16 protein-coding genes and 1 tRNA gene are annotated in these 17,413 nt (G+C 70.5%); 10 read left to right on the top strand and 7 right to left on the bottom strand.

Going from position 1 to position 17,413, the window contains the following annotated elements; genetic code table 11:
• Positions 1-422: 422 nt before the first annotated feature.
• Both OHB01_RS25475 and OHB01_RS25470 read right to left on the bottom strand, forming a co-directional pair.
• Positions 423-1,211, bottom strand: coding sequence for a DUF6461 domain-containing protein (locus tag OHB01_RS25475; protein WP_142651618.1), 789 nt, complete (start codon positions 1,209-1,211; stop codon positions 423-425).
• Positions 1,212-1,623: 412 nt separating this feature from the next.
• Positions 1,624-1,697, bottom strand: a tRNA-Pro gene (locus OHB01_RS25470).
• A 92-nt stretch (positions 1,698-1,789) separates the two neighbouring features.
• Here OHB01_RS25470 and OHB01_RS25465 point away from each other — a divergent pair.
• Positions 1,790-2,224, top strand: a complete 435-nt coding sequence (locus OHB01_RS25465) for a hypothetical protein (protein ID WP_142651619.1) — start codon at positions 1,790-1,792, stop codon at positions 2,222-2,224.
• Positions 2,225-2,234: 10 nt separating this feature from the next.
• On the opposite strand, the gene OHB01_RS25460 is transcribed toward OHB01_RS25465, so the two are convergent.
• Positions 2,235-2,570 carry a DUF6458 family protein gene (locus OHB01_RS25460; RefSeq protein WP_142651620.1) on the bottom strand — a complete coding sequence of 112 codons (336 nt, stop codon included), beginning with the start codon at positions 2,568-2,570 and terminating at the stop codon, positions 2,235-2,237.
• Positions 2,571-2,689: 119 nt separating this feature from the next.
• On the opposite strand from OHB01_RS25460, the gene OHB01_RS25455 reads away from it, so the two are divergent.
• From OHB01_RS25455 to OHB01_RS25435, 5 genes are all read left to right on the top strand, one after another.
• Entirely contained in the window at positions 2,690-3,331 is a 642-nt protein-coding gene (locus OHB01_RS25455; protein WP_240972105.1) for a hypothetical protein, read from the top strand.
• Complete coding sequence (locus tag OHB01_RS25450; protein ID WP_142651621.1) at positions 3,328-4,233, top strand: hypothetical protein; 906 nt, start codon at positions 3,328-3,330, stop codon at positions 4,231-4,233. The genes OHB01_RS25455 and OHB01_RS25450 overlap by 4 nt, the downstream gene beginning before the upstream one ends.
• Before the next feature lie 7 nt (positions 4,234-4,240).
• Entirely contained in the window at positions 4,241-4,435 is a 195-nt protein-coding gene (locus OHB01_RS25445) for a hypothetical protein (protein ID WP_142651622.1), read from the top strand.
• 392 nt (positions 4,436-4,827) lie between these two features.
• Entirely contained in the window at positions 4,828-6,561 is a 1,734-nt protein-coding gene (locus tag OHB01_RS25440; RefSeq protein ID WP_142651623.1) for an ABC transporter ATP-binding protein, read from the top strand.
• Positions 6,558-8,543 carry an ABC transporter ATP-binding protein gene (locus tag OHB01_RS25435; protein ID WP_142651624.1) on the top strand — a complete coding sequence of 662 codons (1,986 nt, stop codon included), beginning with the start codon at positions 6,558-6,560 and terminating at the stop codon, positions 8,541-8,543. The genes OHB01_RS25440 and OHB01_RS25435 overlap by 4 nt, the downstream gene beginning before the upstream one ends.
• A 193-nt stretch (positions 8,544-8,736) precedes the next feature.
• Here the strand turns inward: OHB01_RS25435 and OHB01_RS25430 are convergent, their stop codons facing one another.
• The 3 genes from OHB01_RS25430 to OHB01_RS25420 form a co-directional block, all read right to left on the bottom strand.
• Positions 8,737-10,035 (bottom strand): NAD(P)/FAD-dependent oxidoreductase, encoded by a 1,299-nt coding sequence (locus OHB01_RS25430; RefSeq protein ID WP_142651625.1) that lies wholly within the window; start codon positions 10,033-10,035, stop codon positions 8,737-8,739.
• 15 nt (positions 10,036-10,050) lie between these two features.
• The gene (locus tag OHB01_RS25425; RefSeq protein ID WP_168066521.1) at positions 10,051-10,467 is read right to left on the bottom strand and encodes an ATP-binding protein; all 417 of its coding nucleotides are present in this window, start codon (positions 10,465-10,467) and stop codon (positions 10,051-10,053) included.
• A gap of 159 nt (positions 10,468-10,626) precedes the next feature.
• Positions 10,627-11,406 carry a SigB/SigF/SigG family RNA polymerase sigma factor gene (locus tag OHB01_RS25420; protein WP_142651627.1) on the bottom strand — a complete coding sequence of 260 codons (780 nt, stop codon included), beginning with the start codon at positions 11,404-11,406 and terminating at the stop codon, positions 10,627-10,629.
• A 184-nt stretch (positions 11,407-11,590) separates the two neighbouring features.
• Here OHB01_RS25420 and OHB01_RS25415 point away from each other — a divergent pair, with 184 nt between their 5' ends.
• A complete protein-coding gene (locus OHB01_RS25415) occupies positions 11,591-11,947 on the top strand; it encodes an STAS domain-containing protein (RefSeq protein ID WP_260617518.1) in 357 nt (118 codons plus the stop codon).
• Positions 11,948-11,993: 46 nt separating this feature from the next.
• Here OHB01_RS25415 and OHB01_RS25410 read toward each other — a convergent pair whose 3' ends face one another.
• Positions 11,994-12,704, bottom strand: coding sequence for a GAF and ANTAR domain-containing protein (locus OHB01_RS25410; RefSeq protein WP_142651629.1), 711 nt, complete (start codon positions 12,702-12,704; stop codon positions 11,994-11,996).
• Positions 12,705-12,801: 97 nt separating this feature from the next.
• On the opposite strand from OHB01_RS25410, the gene OHB01_RS25405 reads away from it, so the two are divergent.
• The 3 genes from OHB01_RS25405 to OHB01_RS25395 all read left to right on the top strand — a co-directional run bounded on the left by OHB01_RS25405 (position 12,802) and on the right by OHB01_RS25395 (position 17,412).
• Entirely contained in the window at positions 12,802-14,607 is a 1,806-nt protein-coding gene (locus tag OHB01_RS25405; RefSeq protein WP_240972106.1) for a SpoIIE family protein phosphatase, read from the top strand.
• Positions 14,608-14,911: 304 nt separating this feature from the next.
• Positions 14,912-15,964, top strand: coding sequence for a glycosyltransferase (locus OHB01_RS25400; protein WP_142651630.1), 1,053 nt, complete (start codon positions 14,912-14,914; stop codon positions 15,962-15,964).
• A 92-nt stretch (positions 15,965-16,056) separates the two neighbouring features.
• Positions 16,057-17,412, top strand: a complete 1,356-nt coding sequence (locus OHB01_RS25395; protein ID WP_142651631.1) for a glycoside hydrolase family 16 protein — start codon at positions 16,057-16,059, stop codon at positions 17,410-17,412.
• Position 17,413 lies beyond the last annotated feature (1 nt).

The raw sequence follows: 17,413 nt of genomic DNA, 5'->3' as shown, positions 1-17,413 counted from the left end.
GGAGCTGCAGCCTGCCTACCGTCGTGCCCGGACGGATGATGCCCCTCGGCCGCTCGACGCCGGCCCGGCTCACCCCGAAAACGGTCCAAGAATCCCACGCGCTCACCTCTTCCGATCACACGCACGATCAGCAGACCGAGAAGCCGTGTGGATGCGATCAAGAAGCACGAGTGAACACTAGCCCCGAACGCCTTTGCCCTACCGTTCGAGCAATCACCTCGTTATCAACTTGAACCACAATTACGGGCAGGAATAAAACCACGATAAGGGACAATTCGACGCCTTCCGTAACCGTCCCATGACCCCAGTGGAAGAACCTCCGACTATCGTCCGGCTGCAAGTCGGCCCGGAGAACTCGCAGTTGACCATCCGGCCTCTACGCCGGTTTGGATCAGCCGGACACCGAGGCGGCAGAGCCGGCTTCAACGGAAGAATGCAGCACCGAGAACGGGACGCTCGATGTGCGCGGGTGTGACCACGACGCCGGAGATTCGGCCGGCAAGCGCGAGGACGGCCTGGATGGCGTTGTCGATCCAGTCGTCGGTGGCCGGGTCGATGCCGAGCTGGCGAAGATGCCGGTTGAGCCGGTCGGGTGCGGTGCCCCAGCGGGTTCCGGGTTGGCTCGGATCGAAACCGGTGACGAGCTCACCGTCGAGGGCGTAGGCGAAGTCGTGCCTGGCGGCGTAATCGTGTCGCATCACGGCGACAGCCTCCTCGCCATCGCGGGACAGCTTACCGATGACCTCGCGTTGCACGCCGAGCCAGCCGCACTCCTCGATCACGATGGTCCAATCTCCCGCCCGCCGTACCGTGACGATCTCTGTGCGGCTGGAGTCGGGGTACTCATCCACGTCGATCAGGCGGATGTGTTCCGGGGCGGCGCCCAACCGCCGCAGCACCTCGTACTCCTCCACTCCCCTGACGAGGGTGATCGTGTAGATCGGTCCCAGCGGGCCCTCGTCCTGCCACGCATAGTCCTCCGGCGAGGCACCGGGCATGCGGGCGGCGGCATGCACCGCCTCGGTCTTCTCAGCCCGCTCATACACGTCAGGGTTGGCAGCGAAGAATGCCTCGACGAGCCCGTGACCGACCCGGCCGCAATCGCTGATCGGGTGTCCATTGGCCCGCGCCCACTCCCGGATCGCCAAGTCGATGTCACGCCCGTACGCCACCTGGGTGACACGGAGCGGAGTGAAGTCGGCGTCGGACATGATCGGAACCTACCGATGCTCGCTACAGGTGACAACGCACTGCTCCCAGCCCCGGCTCGCAGCTCTCCACGTCCCCAGCGTCGGTGTGGCGAACGACGGTCACCAAGTCGTAGCCAGGAAGGTCGCCAGGGCAGCTACGGGCGTCTGCGATGGCTTCCCGCTGCGGATGCGTTGTCGATCAAGTTCCTACCGCTCAGAAGCAGGGTCCTTTACGGTGTAGATCTCCCAGTCCGTTTGAACACGAGGCGCTCCCCCGGCCAGAGGACCGGCGAATGCGGTGACACGCTGGACAGACATCTGTCACCGGGCGGCACGGTCCGGGAGGGCGACTCTTGATGACACCTGGGTGACACAACAGAAAAGCCACAATCCCCGATCTTGGGAACTGTGGCTCTGACCTGCTAGAACAGTGTCGGGACGGCGGGATTTGAACCCACGACCCCTTGACCCCCAGTCAAGTGCGCTGCCAAACTGCGCTACGTCCCGTTGCCCTGGTCTCCCTGGGCACACCCAAACCTTAGCGCAGATTCCGCCCTCGTGCGTACACGAACCGCGCCGGTGGGCCTAGGCTGGCGATCATGGGGCGGAAGGCGCGCATCGACCAGGAAGAACTCGTCCGGCTGGCGGCCGAAGGGTGGACCAACGCCCGTCTGGCCGAGCACTTCGGTGTCACGGAGTCGGGCGTCCTCCAGGCGAAGCGGGCCGCCGGCCTGTCCAAGCCGATGACGGACCACAGCCGTGCCCTGCCGTGGAAGCTCCGGCGCGAGCACAGCCAGAGCGGCCCCGCCACCAATCTGCGGAACCTCTCCGCCGCGGCCCAGGGGCGCCGAGTCCCGAAGGAAAGGCTCAACACCGCCTTGCGGTGGGCGAACCGGCTGGTCGACAACAGGCTCGACATCGCCTATGACCCGGAGATGGGCTTCCACGAGGTGCCCGCCGGGGACGACTCGCACATCGCCCGGGTCCTCGCCGAGGCCCGCGAAGCCACGGACGCGGCGGGCACCACGTCCTGACCCGTACGGCTCACGCGCCGTCGCGGGGCAGGTGCGTGGTTTCCTCGCGTACGTGCACATGGCGCTCGCCCGGGTGGACGGCGGTGTGCGGCTGGGTCTCCTGGACGTGGACGTGCGGCTCGGCCGCCGGGTCCACGGTGTACATCGTGTCCGGCTCGATGGTCTCCACCGTCTCCTCCGTCCGCGGACGGCGGGTGTAACGGCCGGTCAGCACCATGCCGACGACCCCCACGGTCATGAGAATCCAGCCGATCATTTGCAGGTCGATTCCAGGAACGTCCCATTTGACGGCGAACGCGAGAACCGCGCCGACCGCGATGAAGGCGAGACTGGCCCCGAAGCCCATGGCTACCTCCTCTGCTGGTAGAACGCCCCTTTACCCCCAGAATTCGCGATTACGCGAGGCGTGAAGGCCGCATTCCAGGGCAGTGCGGGTGAACAACGCAATCACCCCTGGAGGCAGAAATGACCGCCGTAGCATGGGTGGCCGTCGTGATCGTCGCCGTGCTGGTGATCCTTGCAGTCGGTTACTTGGTGTCGGCCCGCAACCGCCGGCGCCACCTGCAGGACCGTTTCGGGCCCGAGTACGAACGGGCGGTGCGGGAGAGCGACAGCCGTAAAGAGGCCGAGCAGGAACTGCTCGCCCGCGAGGAGCGCCACGCCACGCTGGACATCCGCCCGCTCGACCCGCAGACCCGGGAACAGTACGCGAGGAAGTGGGCCGAGGTGCAGGAGCGGTTCGTGGACGCTCCCGGCTTCGCCGTGACCGAGGCGGACGCGCTGGTCACCGCGGTGATGGCCGAGCGCGGCTATCCCACGGACGAGTTCGAGCAGCGTCTGAGCGACCTGTCGGTGGCCCACGCCACCACGCTCGACCACTACCGCAAGGCCCACGACGTCAGCAGCCGCGCCGCCCGGCAGGAGGCCACCACCGAGGAGCTCCGCCAGGCGATGGTCCACTATCGCGCGCTGTTCCAGGAGCTTCTCGGCGACGGCGCCGACGCTCCCCGGCACGACCACACCGACGACGCCACGTACGCCACCGACGGCTACGACGGCACTTCGACGAACGGCCACCACGCGGACGTACGGAAGGCGCAGCGATGACCATGCGGACGAACAGGCACGACGAGCGCGACGACATCACCGAGCGACCGACTCCCGAGACGCCCGAACCCCTTGAGGAGGAGGCGCGCAGGGAGCAGGCCGTCGCGGACGCCGGACGCGACGAGCACGAGGGCCCCGGCCCGGTCTACTCCCCCGGCGCCGCGTACGCCCCCGACCACACGGACGGCACAGCGCAGACGAAGGGCACGGCGGACACGGACGGCACTGCGGAGACGGACGGCACAGCGCACTCGAACGGCACCGTGCACACGGACGGCGCGGCGGACACGGACGGCGCCGCGTACGCGGATGGCACTGCGCACGCGGACGGCACGGTTCCCGACGCCGGCGACCGCGCGTACTCCGATGCCCCGGAGACCCGCGATGACGCGGACGACGAGCCGTACGGCCAGGCGGGCGACGACGTCCTCACGTCGCCCAAGACCGGCGGCGGGCACACGGCGGAGGACGACCCCCTCGTCGCGGGCGACCACGCCGGATCCCTCGCCGAGGCATCCGGCGACGTCGCGACCGGCGCGTACGGCACCCACGACGCCGCCACGGACCTCGACCCCGGCACGGACGGCAACGCCATCACCGGCACGACCACCGGCGCCATGGTGGACGGTCCGGTGGCCTACCCCACCACCACCGCCGCCGCCCCCGGAGACGACGAGGCGTTCGACAGCCGGTGGCGGGAGATCAAGACGGGCTTCGTCGACGATCCCCGTCACTCGGTCGAGCAGGCGGACGCGCTGGTGGAGGAGGCCCTGTCGGCCCTCACCAGCCGCCGTCAGGAGCTGCTCGACCAGTGGAAGGACGACGAGCGGGGCGACACCGAGGCGCTGCGCCTGGCCCTGCACGAGTACCACACGTTACTTGCCCATCTGAACCGGAAGTGAGGTAACAATGCTCGCCATCGCCGCGGCGGTCGTCTTCGGGATCGCCTTTCTCCTCGATCTACTCAACGCGAGCATCGGCATCGGCCTGACCGCGCTGCTCGCCCTCGGCCTGTGCCTGCTGGCCCTGCACCAGGCCGGCGTCGGCACCGCCGGGGTGAACTCCTGGCGTGGCGGCTGGCGCGGTGGACGCGTCCGCCGCTGACCCCGCGACGTCTCCCCGCACCACGCCGAAAGCACCACGCCGACAGCACAACGCCGACAGCACAACGCCGACAGCACAACGCCGAAAACGCGCTGAGGGTCTCGCGGGTGCCCACCCGCGAGACCTCATCGCTGTGTGTCACGAGAAACCCGCGAGAAGTACGCCCCATTGACCCCTGAGCCCGGCACGTGGGAAAAGGCCGACCCGCACGATCGGCCGCGTGCCCGACGCCCCCTGACGCCCCCTGACGCCCCCTGGACGTCCTCGATTCCGTCCACGACCAGCGAACGCCGTTCGCTCGTGCCGAAAACCACGAGTGAGTGAGTTAGCTGCTCATATAGCGTGTTCGGCATGATTTTCCCCTCCCCGCGACGCTTCCCTGGACCACCGCCGTGCTGAGCCGTCTGCTCCGCACGTTCCTGCGGCCCTACTCCCCCGCGCTCGCGGCGGTGGTGCTGTTCCAGCTCGTCGGCACCATCGCCTCCCTCTACCTGCCGAGCCTGAACGCCGACATCATCGACCAGGGGGTGGCCACGGGCGACACCGGCTACATCCTGGCCACCGGCGGCTGGATGCTGACCGTGTCCCTCGTGCAGATCGCCTGCTCGATCGCGGCGGTCTACTACGGCGCCCGGGTCGCGGCGGGGTTCGGCCGGGATGTCCGGTCGGCGGTCTTCCACCGCGTGAGCGGCTTCTCCCAGCGGGAGGTCGCCCAGTTCGGGGCTCCCTCGTTGATCACCCGCAACACCAACGACGTGCAGCAGATCCAGATGCTCGTGGTGATGACCTGCACGATGCTGGTCGCCGCGCCCATCATGGGGGTCGGCGGCATCATCATGGCCCTGCGTCAGGACGTCGGGCTGTCGTGGCTCATGCTGGTCTGCGTCCCGGTGCTGCTGGTCTCGATCGGGCTGATCGTCTTCCGCATGGTCCCGCAGTTCCGCGCCATGCAGACCCGCATCGACGTGGTGAACCAGGTGCTGCGCGAGCAGCTTTCCGGCATCCGGGTGGTGCGGGCGTTCGTGCGGGAGCGTGAGGAGACCCGCCGGTTCGCCACGGCCAACGACGAGCTGACCGGCACGGCGCTGCGCGTCGGGCGGCTGACCGCGCTCATCTTCCCCACCGTGATGCTGATCCTGAACGCCTCCAGCGTCGCCGTGCTGTGGTTCGGCGCCGCCCGGGTGGACAGCGGCGAGATGCAGGTGGGCGCCCTCACCGCGTTCCTCATGTATCTGATGCAGATCCTTATGTCGATGATGATGGCCACCTTCATCTCGATCATGATCCCGCGCGCCGCGGTCTGCGCGGAGCGCATCACGGAGGTGCTGGACACCGAGTCGTCCGTGCGCCCGTCCGATAACCCCGTACGCCACGTGGACCGCCGGGGCGAGCTGGAGCTGCGCGACGTCGAGTTCCGCTACCCGGGTGCGGAGGCGCCGGTGTTGTCCGGCATTTCCTTCCGCGTGACCGCGGGACAGACCACGGCCATCATCGGCAGCACCGGTTCGGGGAAGACGACGCTGGTCTCGCTGGTGCCCCGGCTGTTCGACGCGACGTCCGGCGCCGTGCTGATCGACGGCGTCGACGTACGCGACCTCGATCCCCAGATGCTCTGGACGCGCATCGGCCTGGTGCCGCAGAAGCCGTACCTGTTCTCCGGAACCATCGCGAGCAACCTGCGGTACGGCAACCCGGACGCGACCGACGAGGAGCTGTGGGAGGCGCTGGAGGTGGCCCAGGCCCGCGACTTCGTCGAGGCGATGCCCGAGGGCCTGCAGGCCCCGATCTCCCAGGGCGGCACGAACGTGTCGGGGGGGCAGCGCCAGCGCCTGTCCATCGCCCGCGCGCTGGTCGCCAAGCCGGAGATCTACCTGTTCGACGACTCGTTCTCGGCGCTCGACCTGGCCACCGACGCCCGGCTGCGCGCCGCGCTGCGCCCCCACACGGCCGGCGCCGCCGTGGTGATCGTCGCCCAGCGGGTCTCCACCATCGCCGACGCCGACCAGATCGTCGTGCTGGACGACGGTGTCGTCGCCGGCATCGGCACCCATGACGAACTGCTCGGCACCTGCCCGACGTACGTCGAGATCGTCGAGTCCCAACTGACCGCGGGGAGTGCGGTATGAGCAACCGGCCCACGGCACCCGTACGACCCCGGCCCGGGGGTGGCGGCTTCGGGCCCTTCGGCGGCGGGCAGATGCCGGCGGAGAAGTCGATGAACTTCGGCCCCTCCGTGCGGCGGCTGCTGCGCCGGTTGAGCCCCGAACGGCCGAGGCTCGTGGCCGTGATCGCCCTCGCCGTGATCAGCGTGGTGTTCTCCGTCATCGGGCCGAAGCTGCTCGGCCGCGCGACCGACGTGATCTTCAGCGGTGTGATCGGCGGACGGCTGCCCGCCGGGACGACCAAGGAGCAGGCCGTGGAGGGCCTGCGCGCCTCGGGTCACGGCGACTTCGCCGACATGCTGGCGGGGATGGACGTCGTTCCCGGTCAGGGCATCGACTTCGGCGCGCTGGGCACGGTCCTGGCGTGGGTGCTGGTGCTGTACGTCGCGGCGTCGCTGTTCATGTGGCTGCAGGGCCGGCTGCTCAACGACGTGACGCAGCGCACGGTGTTCCGCCTCAGGGCCGACGTCGAGGACAAACTGCACCGGCTGCCGCTGAAGTTCTTCGACGGCCAGCCGCGCGGCGAGCTGCTCAGCCGGGTCACCAACGACATCGACAACGTGTCGCAGACCCTGCAGCAGACGCTGAGCCAGCTGCTGAGCTCGCTGCTCACCGTGATCGGCGTGGTGGTCATGATGTTCGTGATCTCGCCGCTGCTCGCGGTGATCGCGCTGGTGACGATCCCGGTCACGATGATCGTCACGGGGCGGATCGCCAAGCGGTCGCAGAAGCAGTTCGTCGCCCAGTGGGCCCACACGGGCACGCTGAACGCCCACATCGAGGAGGCGTTCACCGGTCACGAGCTGGTGAAGGTCTTCGGGCGGGGCCCGGAGGTGGAGCAGGTGTTCCGGGAGCGCAACGAGGCCCTCTACAAGGCGAGCTTCGGCGCCCAGTTCATCTCCGGGATCATCATGCCGGCGATGATGTTCATCGGGAACCTCAACTACGTCGCCATCGCGGTCGTCGGCGCCGTACGGGTGGCGAACGGCTCGATGAGCCTGGGCGACGTGCAGGCGTTCATCCAGTACTCCCGGCAGTTCACCCAGCCGCTGACCCAGGTCGCCTCGATGGCCAACCTGCTGCAGTCGGGGGTGGCCTCCGCCGAGCGGGTCTTCGAGCTGCTGGACGCCGAGGAGCAGGAGCCCGACCCGGCCGAGCCGGCGCTGCCCGCGACCCGGCGGGGGCGCGTGGAGTTCGAGCACGTGTCCTTCAGGTACGACCCCGAGCAGCCCCTCATCGAGGACCTGTCGCTGGTTGCCGAGCCCGGGCACACGATCGCGATCGTCGGCCCGACCGGCGCGGGGAAGACCACGCTGGTCAACCTGATCATGCGCTTCTACGAGCTGGACGCGGGCCGCATCACCCTCGACGGCGTCGACATCACGGCGATGCGCCGCGAGGACCTGCGCTCCCAGATCGGCATGGTGCTGCAGGACACCTGGCTGTTCGGCGGGACGATCCGCGACAACATCGCCTACGGCAACCCGCGGGCGACCGACGAGGAGATCCAGGCGGCGGCACGCGCGACGTACGTCGACCGGTTCGTCCGCACCCTCCCCGACGGGTACGACACCGTGATCGACGAGGAGGGCGGCAACATCAGCGCCGGCGAGAAGCAGCTGCTGACCATCGCCCGCGCGTTCCTCGCCGACCCGTCGCTGCTGATCCTGGACGAGGCGACCAGCTCGGTCGACACCCGCACCGAGGTCCTGGTGCAGCACGCGATGGCCGCGCTGCGCAGCGACAGGACCAGCTTCGTCATCGCCCACCGGCTGTCCACCATCCGCGACGCCGACCTCATCCTGGTGATGGAGTCCGGAAGCATCGTCGAGCACGGCACCCACGACGAGCTGCTCGCCGCGCGGGGCGCCTATCACCGGCTCTATTCGGCGCAGTTCGCCGGGGCCCTGACCGATGAGGACGCCCCCGCCGCCGAAGTGGGGTGATCAGCGCGTTTCCCGCCGGGCCGCCGGTTCCCCCGGCCCGGCGGGGGTGCCCGGGCTCGGAGCCGCCCGGCGCAGCCGCCTCCGAGCCGCCTGCAGCCGCCTCCGAGCCCCCCGAGCCACGTAGCGTGACGCTCGTCGCAGGCACGACTCGGCGCCGGTGTGACGCCCCGGAAAGGCGGCCGCCGGAGTGCGCTCACGAGCGGGCGGACAGCGTGAACTCCTTGCGCGGCTCCTCGATGGCCCCCAGCGAGATGATCTCGCGAGGGAAGAACAGCCCGAGCGTCCAGTCCATGAGGATCCGGGTCTTCTTGTTGAACGTCGGCATCCGCGTCAGGTGATAGGTGCGGTGCATCAGCCAGGCGGGGAAGCCGCGAAGCTCCCGGCCGTAGATCTGCGCGACCCCCTTGTAGAGCCCCAGGCTCGCCACCGACCCGGCGTACTTGTGCCGGTAGGGCCGCTGGACCTCCCCCCGCAGCGCCGCGAGGAGGTTGCCGGCCAGCGTCCTGGCCTGCCGTACGGCGTGCTGGGCGTTGGGCGGGCAGAACTCGCCCGGCCGGGTCAGGTCGGGGACGGCGGCGGAGTCGCCCGCGGCGAAGGCGAAGTCGGTGCCGTGCACGCGCAGGCAGGCGTCGACCTTGATCCTGCCCCTCTTGTCCAGGGGCAGGTCGCCCGCGGCGACCAGCGGGTTGGGCTTGACGCCGGCCGTCCAGACCAGGGTGTCGGCGTCGAACTCCTCGCCGTCGCTCAGCACGATGTGGCCGCCCTCCGCGGACTTCAGCAGCGTGTTCATGCGGATCTCGATGCCCCGCTCGCGCAGCTGGAGGGCAGTCCACTTGCCCATGTCGGGGCCGACCTCGGGCAGGATGCGGTCGGTGGCCTCCACCAGCACCCAGCGCATGTCCTCGCGGCGCAGCCCGGTGAAGTATTCGAGCGCGTCCGACGCCATGTCCTCCAGCTCGGCCAGCGCCTCCACGCCGGCGTAGCCGCCGCCGACGAAGACGAAGGTGAGGGCCCTGCGGCGGACCTCCGGGTCCGGCGTGGACGCGGCGATGTCGAGGCGGCCGAGCACGTGGTTGCGCAGGGCGATGGCCTCTTCGATGGTCTTGAAGCCGATGCCGTGCTCGGCGAGGCCGGGCACCGGCAGCAGCCGGGAGATCGAGCCCGGCGCGATGACGAGATAGTCGTAGTCGATGGTGAGGTCGGGCCCCTCGTGCGGGGTGAACTCCGCCTTGCGGTCGCCCAGCCGCACCTGGGTGATCCGGCCGCTGAGGATCTGGCACCGGTTCAGCACCCGCCTGAGCGGGACGACGACGTGCCGCGCCTCGATGTTCCCCGCGGCCGCCTCCGGCAGGAAGGGCTGGTAGGTCATGTAGGAGTCGAGGTCCGCGACGGTCACGAGCGCCTCGCCGCGGCGGAGCCTGCGCTGCAGGCGCAGTGCCGTGTACATGCCGACGTATCCGCCGCCGACGATCAGAATCCGTGGGACAGCCATGGCTGTCCCCTACCCCTACGCGAGGAGGAAACGCATCGTCACCGTGGTTCCCCTGGGACCGGTGGTGACCTGGAGCTCGTTGCTCAGCATGCGCGCGACCCACAGCCCCATGCCGCTGGTCGCGTTCTCCGGAGGCGGGTCGTGGCCGGGCTCGCCCTCTGGACGCCAGGCCCGGCCGTCGTCGTGCACGGCGACCACCAGGGCGGTCCCGTCGCTCCGGATGCCCAGCCGCGCCTTCGTCGACCCGTGGGTGACCGCGTTGGTGGCGACCTCGTTGAGCGCGACCAGGAAGTCGCCGATCGCGTCCTCCGGCATGCCGCGACGCAGCGCCTCGGCGGCGGCGAACTCCCGCAGGTCGGGCAGATCGGCTAAGGAGAAGGCACGCTCCTTGGCCGCTCCGGTGACGTGCGCGGGAACGCCGTCATCTTTCACCCGGTACACGCCTCCCGCCGGAAATCTGGCCGTCTCAGGGTCTTTGGGCTATGGGCAGGACGAAGATACCCCGGGACACCGCCGTGGCACAGCCGCCGTGGCACAGCCGCCGTGGCACGACGGTGTCCCGGGCATCGTCCCGGCCATCGCCGCATCCTCTCATCCCGCGACGAGCTCCGCCCGGAGCTGGTCGAGGGTCTTGCGGAGGATCCGTGAGACGTGCATCTGCGATATGCCGAACTCAGCCGCGATCTCGGCCTGCGTCATGTTGCCGTAGAAGCGCAGCAGGAGGATGTTCTTCTCCCGCTCGGGGAGAAGGTCGATGAGCGGCTTCAGCGCCTCGCTGTCCACGAGGGTGTCGAGCGCGTCGTCCTCTTCGGGGATCACGTCGCCGAGCGCGGCGGCGTCGTCGTCCGCGCCGATCGGCGCGTCGAGGGAGAGCGTGCTGTACGCCGCGGAGGCGTCCATGGTGAGGAGCATGTCCTCCTCGGACAGCCCCATCTTCTTGGCGAGCTCGGCGACGGTGGGGAACCGGCCCAGCTCCTGGGTCATGTCGGCGACGTGCCGGTTGAGCTCGGCCCGGCGCTCCTGGTAGAGGCGGGGCACCCGGACGGCCCAGGTGCGGTCGCGGAAGTGCCGCTTGACCTCGCCCGTCATGGTGACCATGGCGTACCCGCGGAAGCTGTGGCCGAGGGTGGGGTCGAAGCCGTTGATGGCCTTCATGAGGCCGACGTACGCGGCCTGGAGGAGGTCCTCCATGGGCTCGCCGCGGTTGAGGTACCGCCGGGCGATGTCCCTCGCCATCGGACGGTGCATTTCGACGATCTTCTCGCGGAGGCGTTCCCGCCGCTCCTCGGACAGACCGTCCATGACCAGTTCGGCCAGGAGCTCTTCGGCGGTCGGATTGCTGGCGGTCTCTGCACGGACCTCGGCAGCCATCTGCGCAGTCCCCTCGTATTTCTCGCGAGGGCGCCTACGCCTGGGTTGACCACGCAGAAGGCACGCCTCGCTACAGTATCGAGACGAGGCCCTCTGCTGGACCTCTGCATCAGTATATTGCCGGAAAATCGGGAGTATCACCACCCCCTCGGCACCAGTAATGTTGCCGCAGAGGAGGCGCGAGGTGTCTGACAACGGGCTGCTGTCCCTGACGTCCAGCATGGCGGGGGACATCGTGGTGATCCATGTGAACGGCGTCCTCGACGCCACGACTCGTGAGCAGTTCTCGGACTACCTGGACGCCGCGGCCGACGACCACGGCCCCGGCATGGTGCTCGACCTGGGCGGCGTGACGTTCATGGACTCGCGCGCGCTGGGCCTGATCGTGCACCACTGGCAGCGCTCGACCACGGCCGGCGGCAACTTCGCGCTGATCTCCGTGCAATACCCGAACTCCAAGGTGATGTGGGTGACCGGCCTGTCGGAGCGGCTTCCCCTGTTCGACACCCTCGACGAGGCCCTCGCCGCGTTCGCCGCCTGAGCCCGCCCGCCGGCCGCCACGTGCCCGCCGGCGCGTACGGCTCCGCTCAGTCCGGGGCGGCTCCCCCGTGCTTCTGCTGGTGCTCGGTCACCAGGAGCCTGGCCAGGTCGGCCACCTTGACCTGGTGGTGCTGCGACACCCGTCTGAGCTCGTCGAACGCCTCCTCGGCCGAGCAGCCGCTCTTCGACATGATGATGCCCTTGGCCTGGTCGATCACCGACCGGCCGGCCAGCGCCTCCTGCATCTGCGCCGCGCCGGTCAGGACGTCGTCGAACTCCCAGATGTTGGCCAGCGCCACGGTGACCTGCTCGCGCAGCAGGGCCATGAGCGGGCCGCCGGAGCTGAACACGCCGGGGCGCACGCCGTACAGGCCGATGATCACGACGGCGCCTTCCACGGCGATCGGCACGACGAGCACCGAGCGCACCCCGTGCCGTACGGCGGTGGCGGCGTAGCGGGACCATCGGGTCTCGCGCATGACGTCGGGGATCGTCATCGGCCGCCCGGTGGACAGCGCCTCCCGCGACGGGCCCTCGCGCAGGTCGCGTTCGCGGTCGATGAGCAGGGTGAGCTCGCTGTGGGAGGCGGCCAGCAGCACCCGCCCCTCCATCCACAGCTCGGCGGTGCCGCCCGCGCAGCCGGGGACGCCCCGGGCGACCGCCTCGGTGATGCCACGCAGAACGCTCTCGGCCGACGTGCCCTCTGTCACGCGGCCCAAAGCCGCGAGGTCACGCGCGAGAATGGATGTCGTCTCCATGGTAGAAAGACCATTCCCATAGTTTTCGGGTTAATCCAGGCTGGATCGATTAGACCTGGGGTTTGGCGTAGCGTCTACGTCGAGAGAGGGGGGCAGCTTGCCCGACACCGCCGAGCTCGAGCGCGCGTTGAGCGGGCTCGCCGACCGCATCGCCACCCTACGGGAAGATCCTGACCCGGGCGCGATGCTACGAGAGCTGGACGCCGCCGAGGAACTGGTCCGCAAGGCCCTGAGCGAGCTGGCGCGCAGCCGCAGGCGCAGGGACGGCGGCGGTCAGCGCGAGCAGAAGCTGCTGCGCCAGGTGTTCCGGGCGCTGCCGATCCCCGTGGTCATCATGGACACGGGCGGCACGGTGCGCCGCATCAACAACGAGACCACGCGCCTGCTCGGCAGCCCCGCCGGCTATCTGATCGGCCGCGCGTTCCCCCTGCTCGTCGACGTGACCGCCCGCGCGGCGTTCCGGCAGCGTTTCGCCGCCGTCCTCCACGGCGACGACAGCGCCTCGTTCCTGACCCGGCTGGCCCACCAGGGCCGCGCCCACACCGTACGGCTGGTGCTGAGCCGCCTGCACATGCCGGGCGAGCCGCAGGAGATGATCGCCGGGGTCGTGCTGCCCACCGAGGTCCAGCTGCCCGAGCCCGCCGTACAGGGAGGCGTGCCCGACGACGCGGCCGTGCTGGCGGCGGCCAGGCGGCACGAGCTGCTGTCGCGGCTGACCACGCTGCTGCTCGACGAGGAGAGCCTGCGCGAGCCCGTCGCCCTGCTGCGGGCGGCCCGCCTGCTCGCGGCGGAGACGGCCGACTGGGTGATCGCGGACGTCGCCAGGGACGGCGGCCTGGTGCGCACGGTCGTCATCGGGCCGAGCGACCAGCCGGTCGGGCGGCTGCAGCGGGCCGTCGAGGAGGCTCCGCCCGCGCTCGCGCCGGTCGTGGAGCAGGTGATGACCACGCAGAGCGGCGTCGTCCACGAGATGCTGACCGACGACTCCCTGCTCGGCGGCGACGTGCTCCAGGCGATGCGCGCGGGCTCGCTGCTCAGCGTGCCGATCCGCGCCGACGGCGAGGCACGCGGCGTGCTCACGCTGGTGCGGCTGCGCGACCGCCCGCCGTTCGGCCTCGCCGACCTGGGTCTGCTGGAGGAGATCGGGCTGCATCTCGGCCTCGCGATGCGGGCCCAGCAGGGGTTCCAGCGCCGGGCCCACGCCGCCGACACCCTGCAGACCGGCGTGCTCCCCCGGACGCTCCCCGAGATCCCCGGCTTCGAGATCGCCGCCGCCTATCATCCCGGCTCCGGCATGCGCGCCATCGGCGGCGAGTTCTACGACGTGTTCACCGTCAAGAACGGGTGGGGCTTCGTGATCGGCAGCGCGGCAGGGCGCGGCGAGGAGGCGGCCGCCGTGACCGCCATGGTCCGCAACGGCCTGCGCGTGCTGAGCGTGTGGGAGGACGACCCGGGGCAGGCCCTGCGCAAGGTCAGCGATGCCCTCGTCGTGCAGAAGACGGGCATGTTCGTGATGGCCGCCGCGGGCTTCGTACGGGGCCGAAAGGTGCGGCTCGCCTCCGCGGGGCATCATCCCGCGGCGCTGATCCAGCCGGGCGGCGGCGTCCGGTTCTCCGAGGGCGGCGGTGTCCCGCTGGGCTTCGAGGAGGGCTCCGTGCCCGCGACGGAGGAGATCACGCTCTCGGCCGGGGAGACGCTCGTCCTCTACAGCGACGGCCTGGTGGGCTCGCAGAGCCCGGCCGGGGACAACTACGGCGAGCAGCGGCTCACCGAGGCGCTCGCCCGCTGCTCCGGGCAGCCCCCTGGCGCGGTCGTCAAGGCCATCGAGGAGGACCACCGGGCCTTCTGCGGCACCCACGCGGTCGACGAGATCACCGTCCTCACGCTGCGCCGGGCCCGCTGACGGGATCCTCCCCCGCCGGGCCGAGAGGGCGGTCGAGACGGGCGGGCGGAGGCGGATGCGGCGCATGGCGGCGAGCGGCCCGATGAGGATGGTCCGTGAGGGTCGGATCGGCGGCTACCTGGGCATATGTCAGGAGAAGGGCGGCTGCCGTCAGGGGGCCGGCCGCCGCGCCGGGCCTGCGGACATGCGCATGATTTTTCCCGATTAGGCGTTTAGCGCGAATCAGAGTAAGGTAAACATCATCTACATCGTGCCTAGGACGCAGGCACACCCTTTCAGACGCCTTCCTGTCTTGAGGTGTGCCATGGATATCGCCATCGTCTCCGCGCACGAACTGACTCCCGACACTCCCGCCATCGCCCGCGAGCTGGGCCGGGGCCACCGGGTCACCGTCTACACCCGTTCGAAGGTGCAGGGGGACGGCGTCGAGCACGTGCCCGCCGGGCCCGACATGGAGCTGTCGGAAAACGACCTCCTCCCCTACATCCCGGACTTCAGCGACGGCCTGCGGCGCCGGTGGCGGGAGCACCGCCCGGACATCATCCACGCCTACTCGTGGTCGAGCGGCCTGGCCGCCATCGCCGGGTCCGAGGGCCTGGGCGTGCCGGTCACCCAGACCTTCCACAGCCACTACGACGACAGCCGCAGCGCCGCGCCCGTACGGCGGCTGGAGTGCGCGATCGGCCGCAGGGCCAGGGCCGTCATCGCCGCCTGCGCCGACGAGGAGTCCGAGCTGATCCGGATGGGCGTGCCGCGCCGCAACATCTCGGTCGTCCCGCACGGCGTGGACATCGAGCGCTTCCGCCGCCAGGGCCCCGCCTTCCCGAGGGGCGAGCGGCCCCGCCTCCTCCACGTGGGGCACGTGGGCGCCGACTGGGCCGTGCACGCCCTGCGTGCCGTTCCGGAGGCCGAGCTCGTGATCGCCGGCGGCGACGACCTGAGCGTCGAGCGGCTGCGCGCCCTCGCCACGGAGCACGGCGTGGCCGACCGCGTGGAGATGCTCGGCATGGTGCCGCACACCGCGATGCCCAAGCTCATGCGCAGCGCCGATCTGGTGCTGTCGCTGCCGTCGACCGTCCCCACGGGCACGGCCGCGCTGGAGGCCATGGCCTGCGGCATCCCGGTCATCGCCTCGGCCACCGGCGCGCATCTCGACTCGGTCGTGGACGGCGTGACCGGCTTCCTGACCCGGCCCGACCGCCCGCTGGAGATCGCCCATCGGATCCGCCGCCTGCTCGGCGACCCCACCCTGCGCACGGCCATCGGCTACGCGGCCGCCGACCGCGCGCGTTCCCGCTATTCGGTCGAACGAATCAGCATGGAACTGCTCCGCGTTTACGAGAAGACGTGCGCGTAAAAAGGCAAGAGATATTACCGGATTAAGGCAGTTATCTGAGTGAAATGATGTGATTAACTCGGCTCATGTCACGTCATGGGCCTGGTTTAGCGGTGGCGGCGGCGATGCTCATCGCCGCCGCCACGGCCTGTTCGAACGCGGACTCCGTGAAGGTGTTCACCGCCGGAGACGAGTCCGCCGCACAGGGATCGGCGTCCTCCCCCGACTCGTCCGGCGCGCGGCCGGGCAACGCGAACGCGGCGGGGCTGAGCGCGACGCAGATCGCCACCCCGGCCGCCGCACCCGCCGAGGACGCCGGGCAGGAGGGCGAGAAGGCCGCGGACACGACCGGCGACGCCACGATCGCGGAGAAGATCGGCGACATCCCCGCGGTCGCGCCGCGTCCCTCCCCCAGCCCGTCCCCCCTTCCGTCTCCCGGCCTTTCGCCCGGCGCGCGGGCGTCGGCCGGAACCGGAACCGAGCCGCCGATGCGGCTGGCGGAGCCCGTTCGCCCCGCGGACGGGCCGGTCGTGGTTCACGCCATCGAACCGGAGGACGTGCCCCGGGCCGCCGCCCAGGCGACCCCCGGGGCCGCACCGGCGTCCTCTCCGCCGCCGAGCACAGCGCAGAGCAAGGCGCCGAGCGCGCCGGCGAGCCCGCCGTCCGGCACACCGGCTCCCCGCGCGTCCGGAGCCTCCGCGTCCGGCGCCTCCGCGACCGGCTGGGGCGCGCCGGCCCTGGCCGAGGACTTCGGCGGGCAGGCGCTGCGCGTCACCGCGAACGGCGGCGGCGTGGACCTTTCCGGGGCCGCGCTCCAACGGTACGGCCGCTGGGAGGTCCGCCTGCAGGCCGACGAGGGGGCGCTTCCCGCCGTGCTGCTGCAGTCGCCCCGGTCGGACGCCGCCGAGTATGGAAACGCGCGGCGCGGCGGCTCCCGGTCCGGCCGATCCTCCGCCGAGGCACCCCGCTACGACGACCCCTCGTACGACTCCCTCGACGGTGCCCGATACGACAACCCGTACGGCGACTCGTACGACGACGTGTACGACGACGTGTACGGCGACTCCGCGTACGGCTCGCAGTACGGTGGCTCGCGGCGCGGCGGCTCGCGGGACGACGTCCCGGGATCCGCGCGGTTCCCGGGGACGCGTGGCACGGGGGCCGGGGACGCCGGGGCCGAGGACGCGGCGATCGGCGTGGCGGCGACCGCGGGCGGGCGCGCGGAGCTCTCCGTCCGGCAGGGCCGGGAGCTGGCCCGGGCCGAGCTGGCGACCGCCTTCACCCAGGGGCACACGGTCACCGTCGACTGGCTGCCCGGCCGGGTGACCTTCTGGCTGGACGGCAGGCAGGTGTGGAACTACACCGGCCCGTACGTCCCCCGGTCTCCGCTGGGCCTGGTGCTGCGCAACGACGCCTCCGGCGGCACGGTGTACGTCGAGTGGGTGCGGGTCTACCGGGCCCCGCAGTAGG

It is taken from the genome of Microbispora hainanensis (assembly GCF_036186745.1).
GTDB lineage: Bacteria > Actinomycetota > Actinomycetes > Streptosporangiales > Streptosporangiaceae > Microbispora.
The sequence above is the reverse complement of the archived record's forward strand: the minus strand, read 5'-3'. Positions and strand labels throughout refer to the sequence as shown.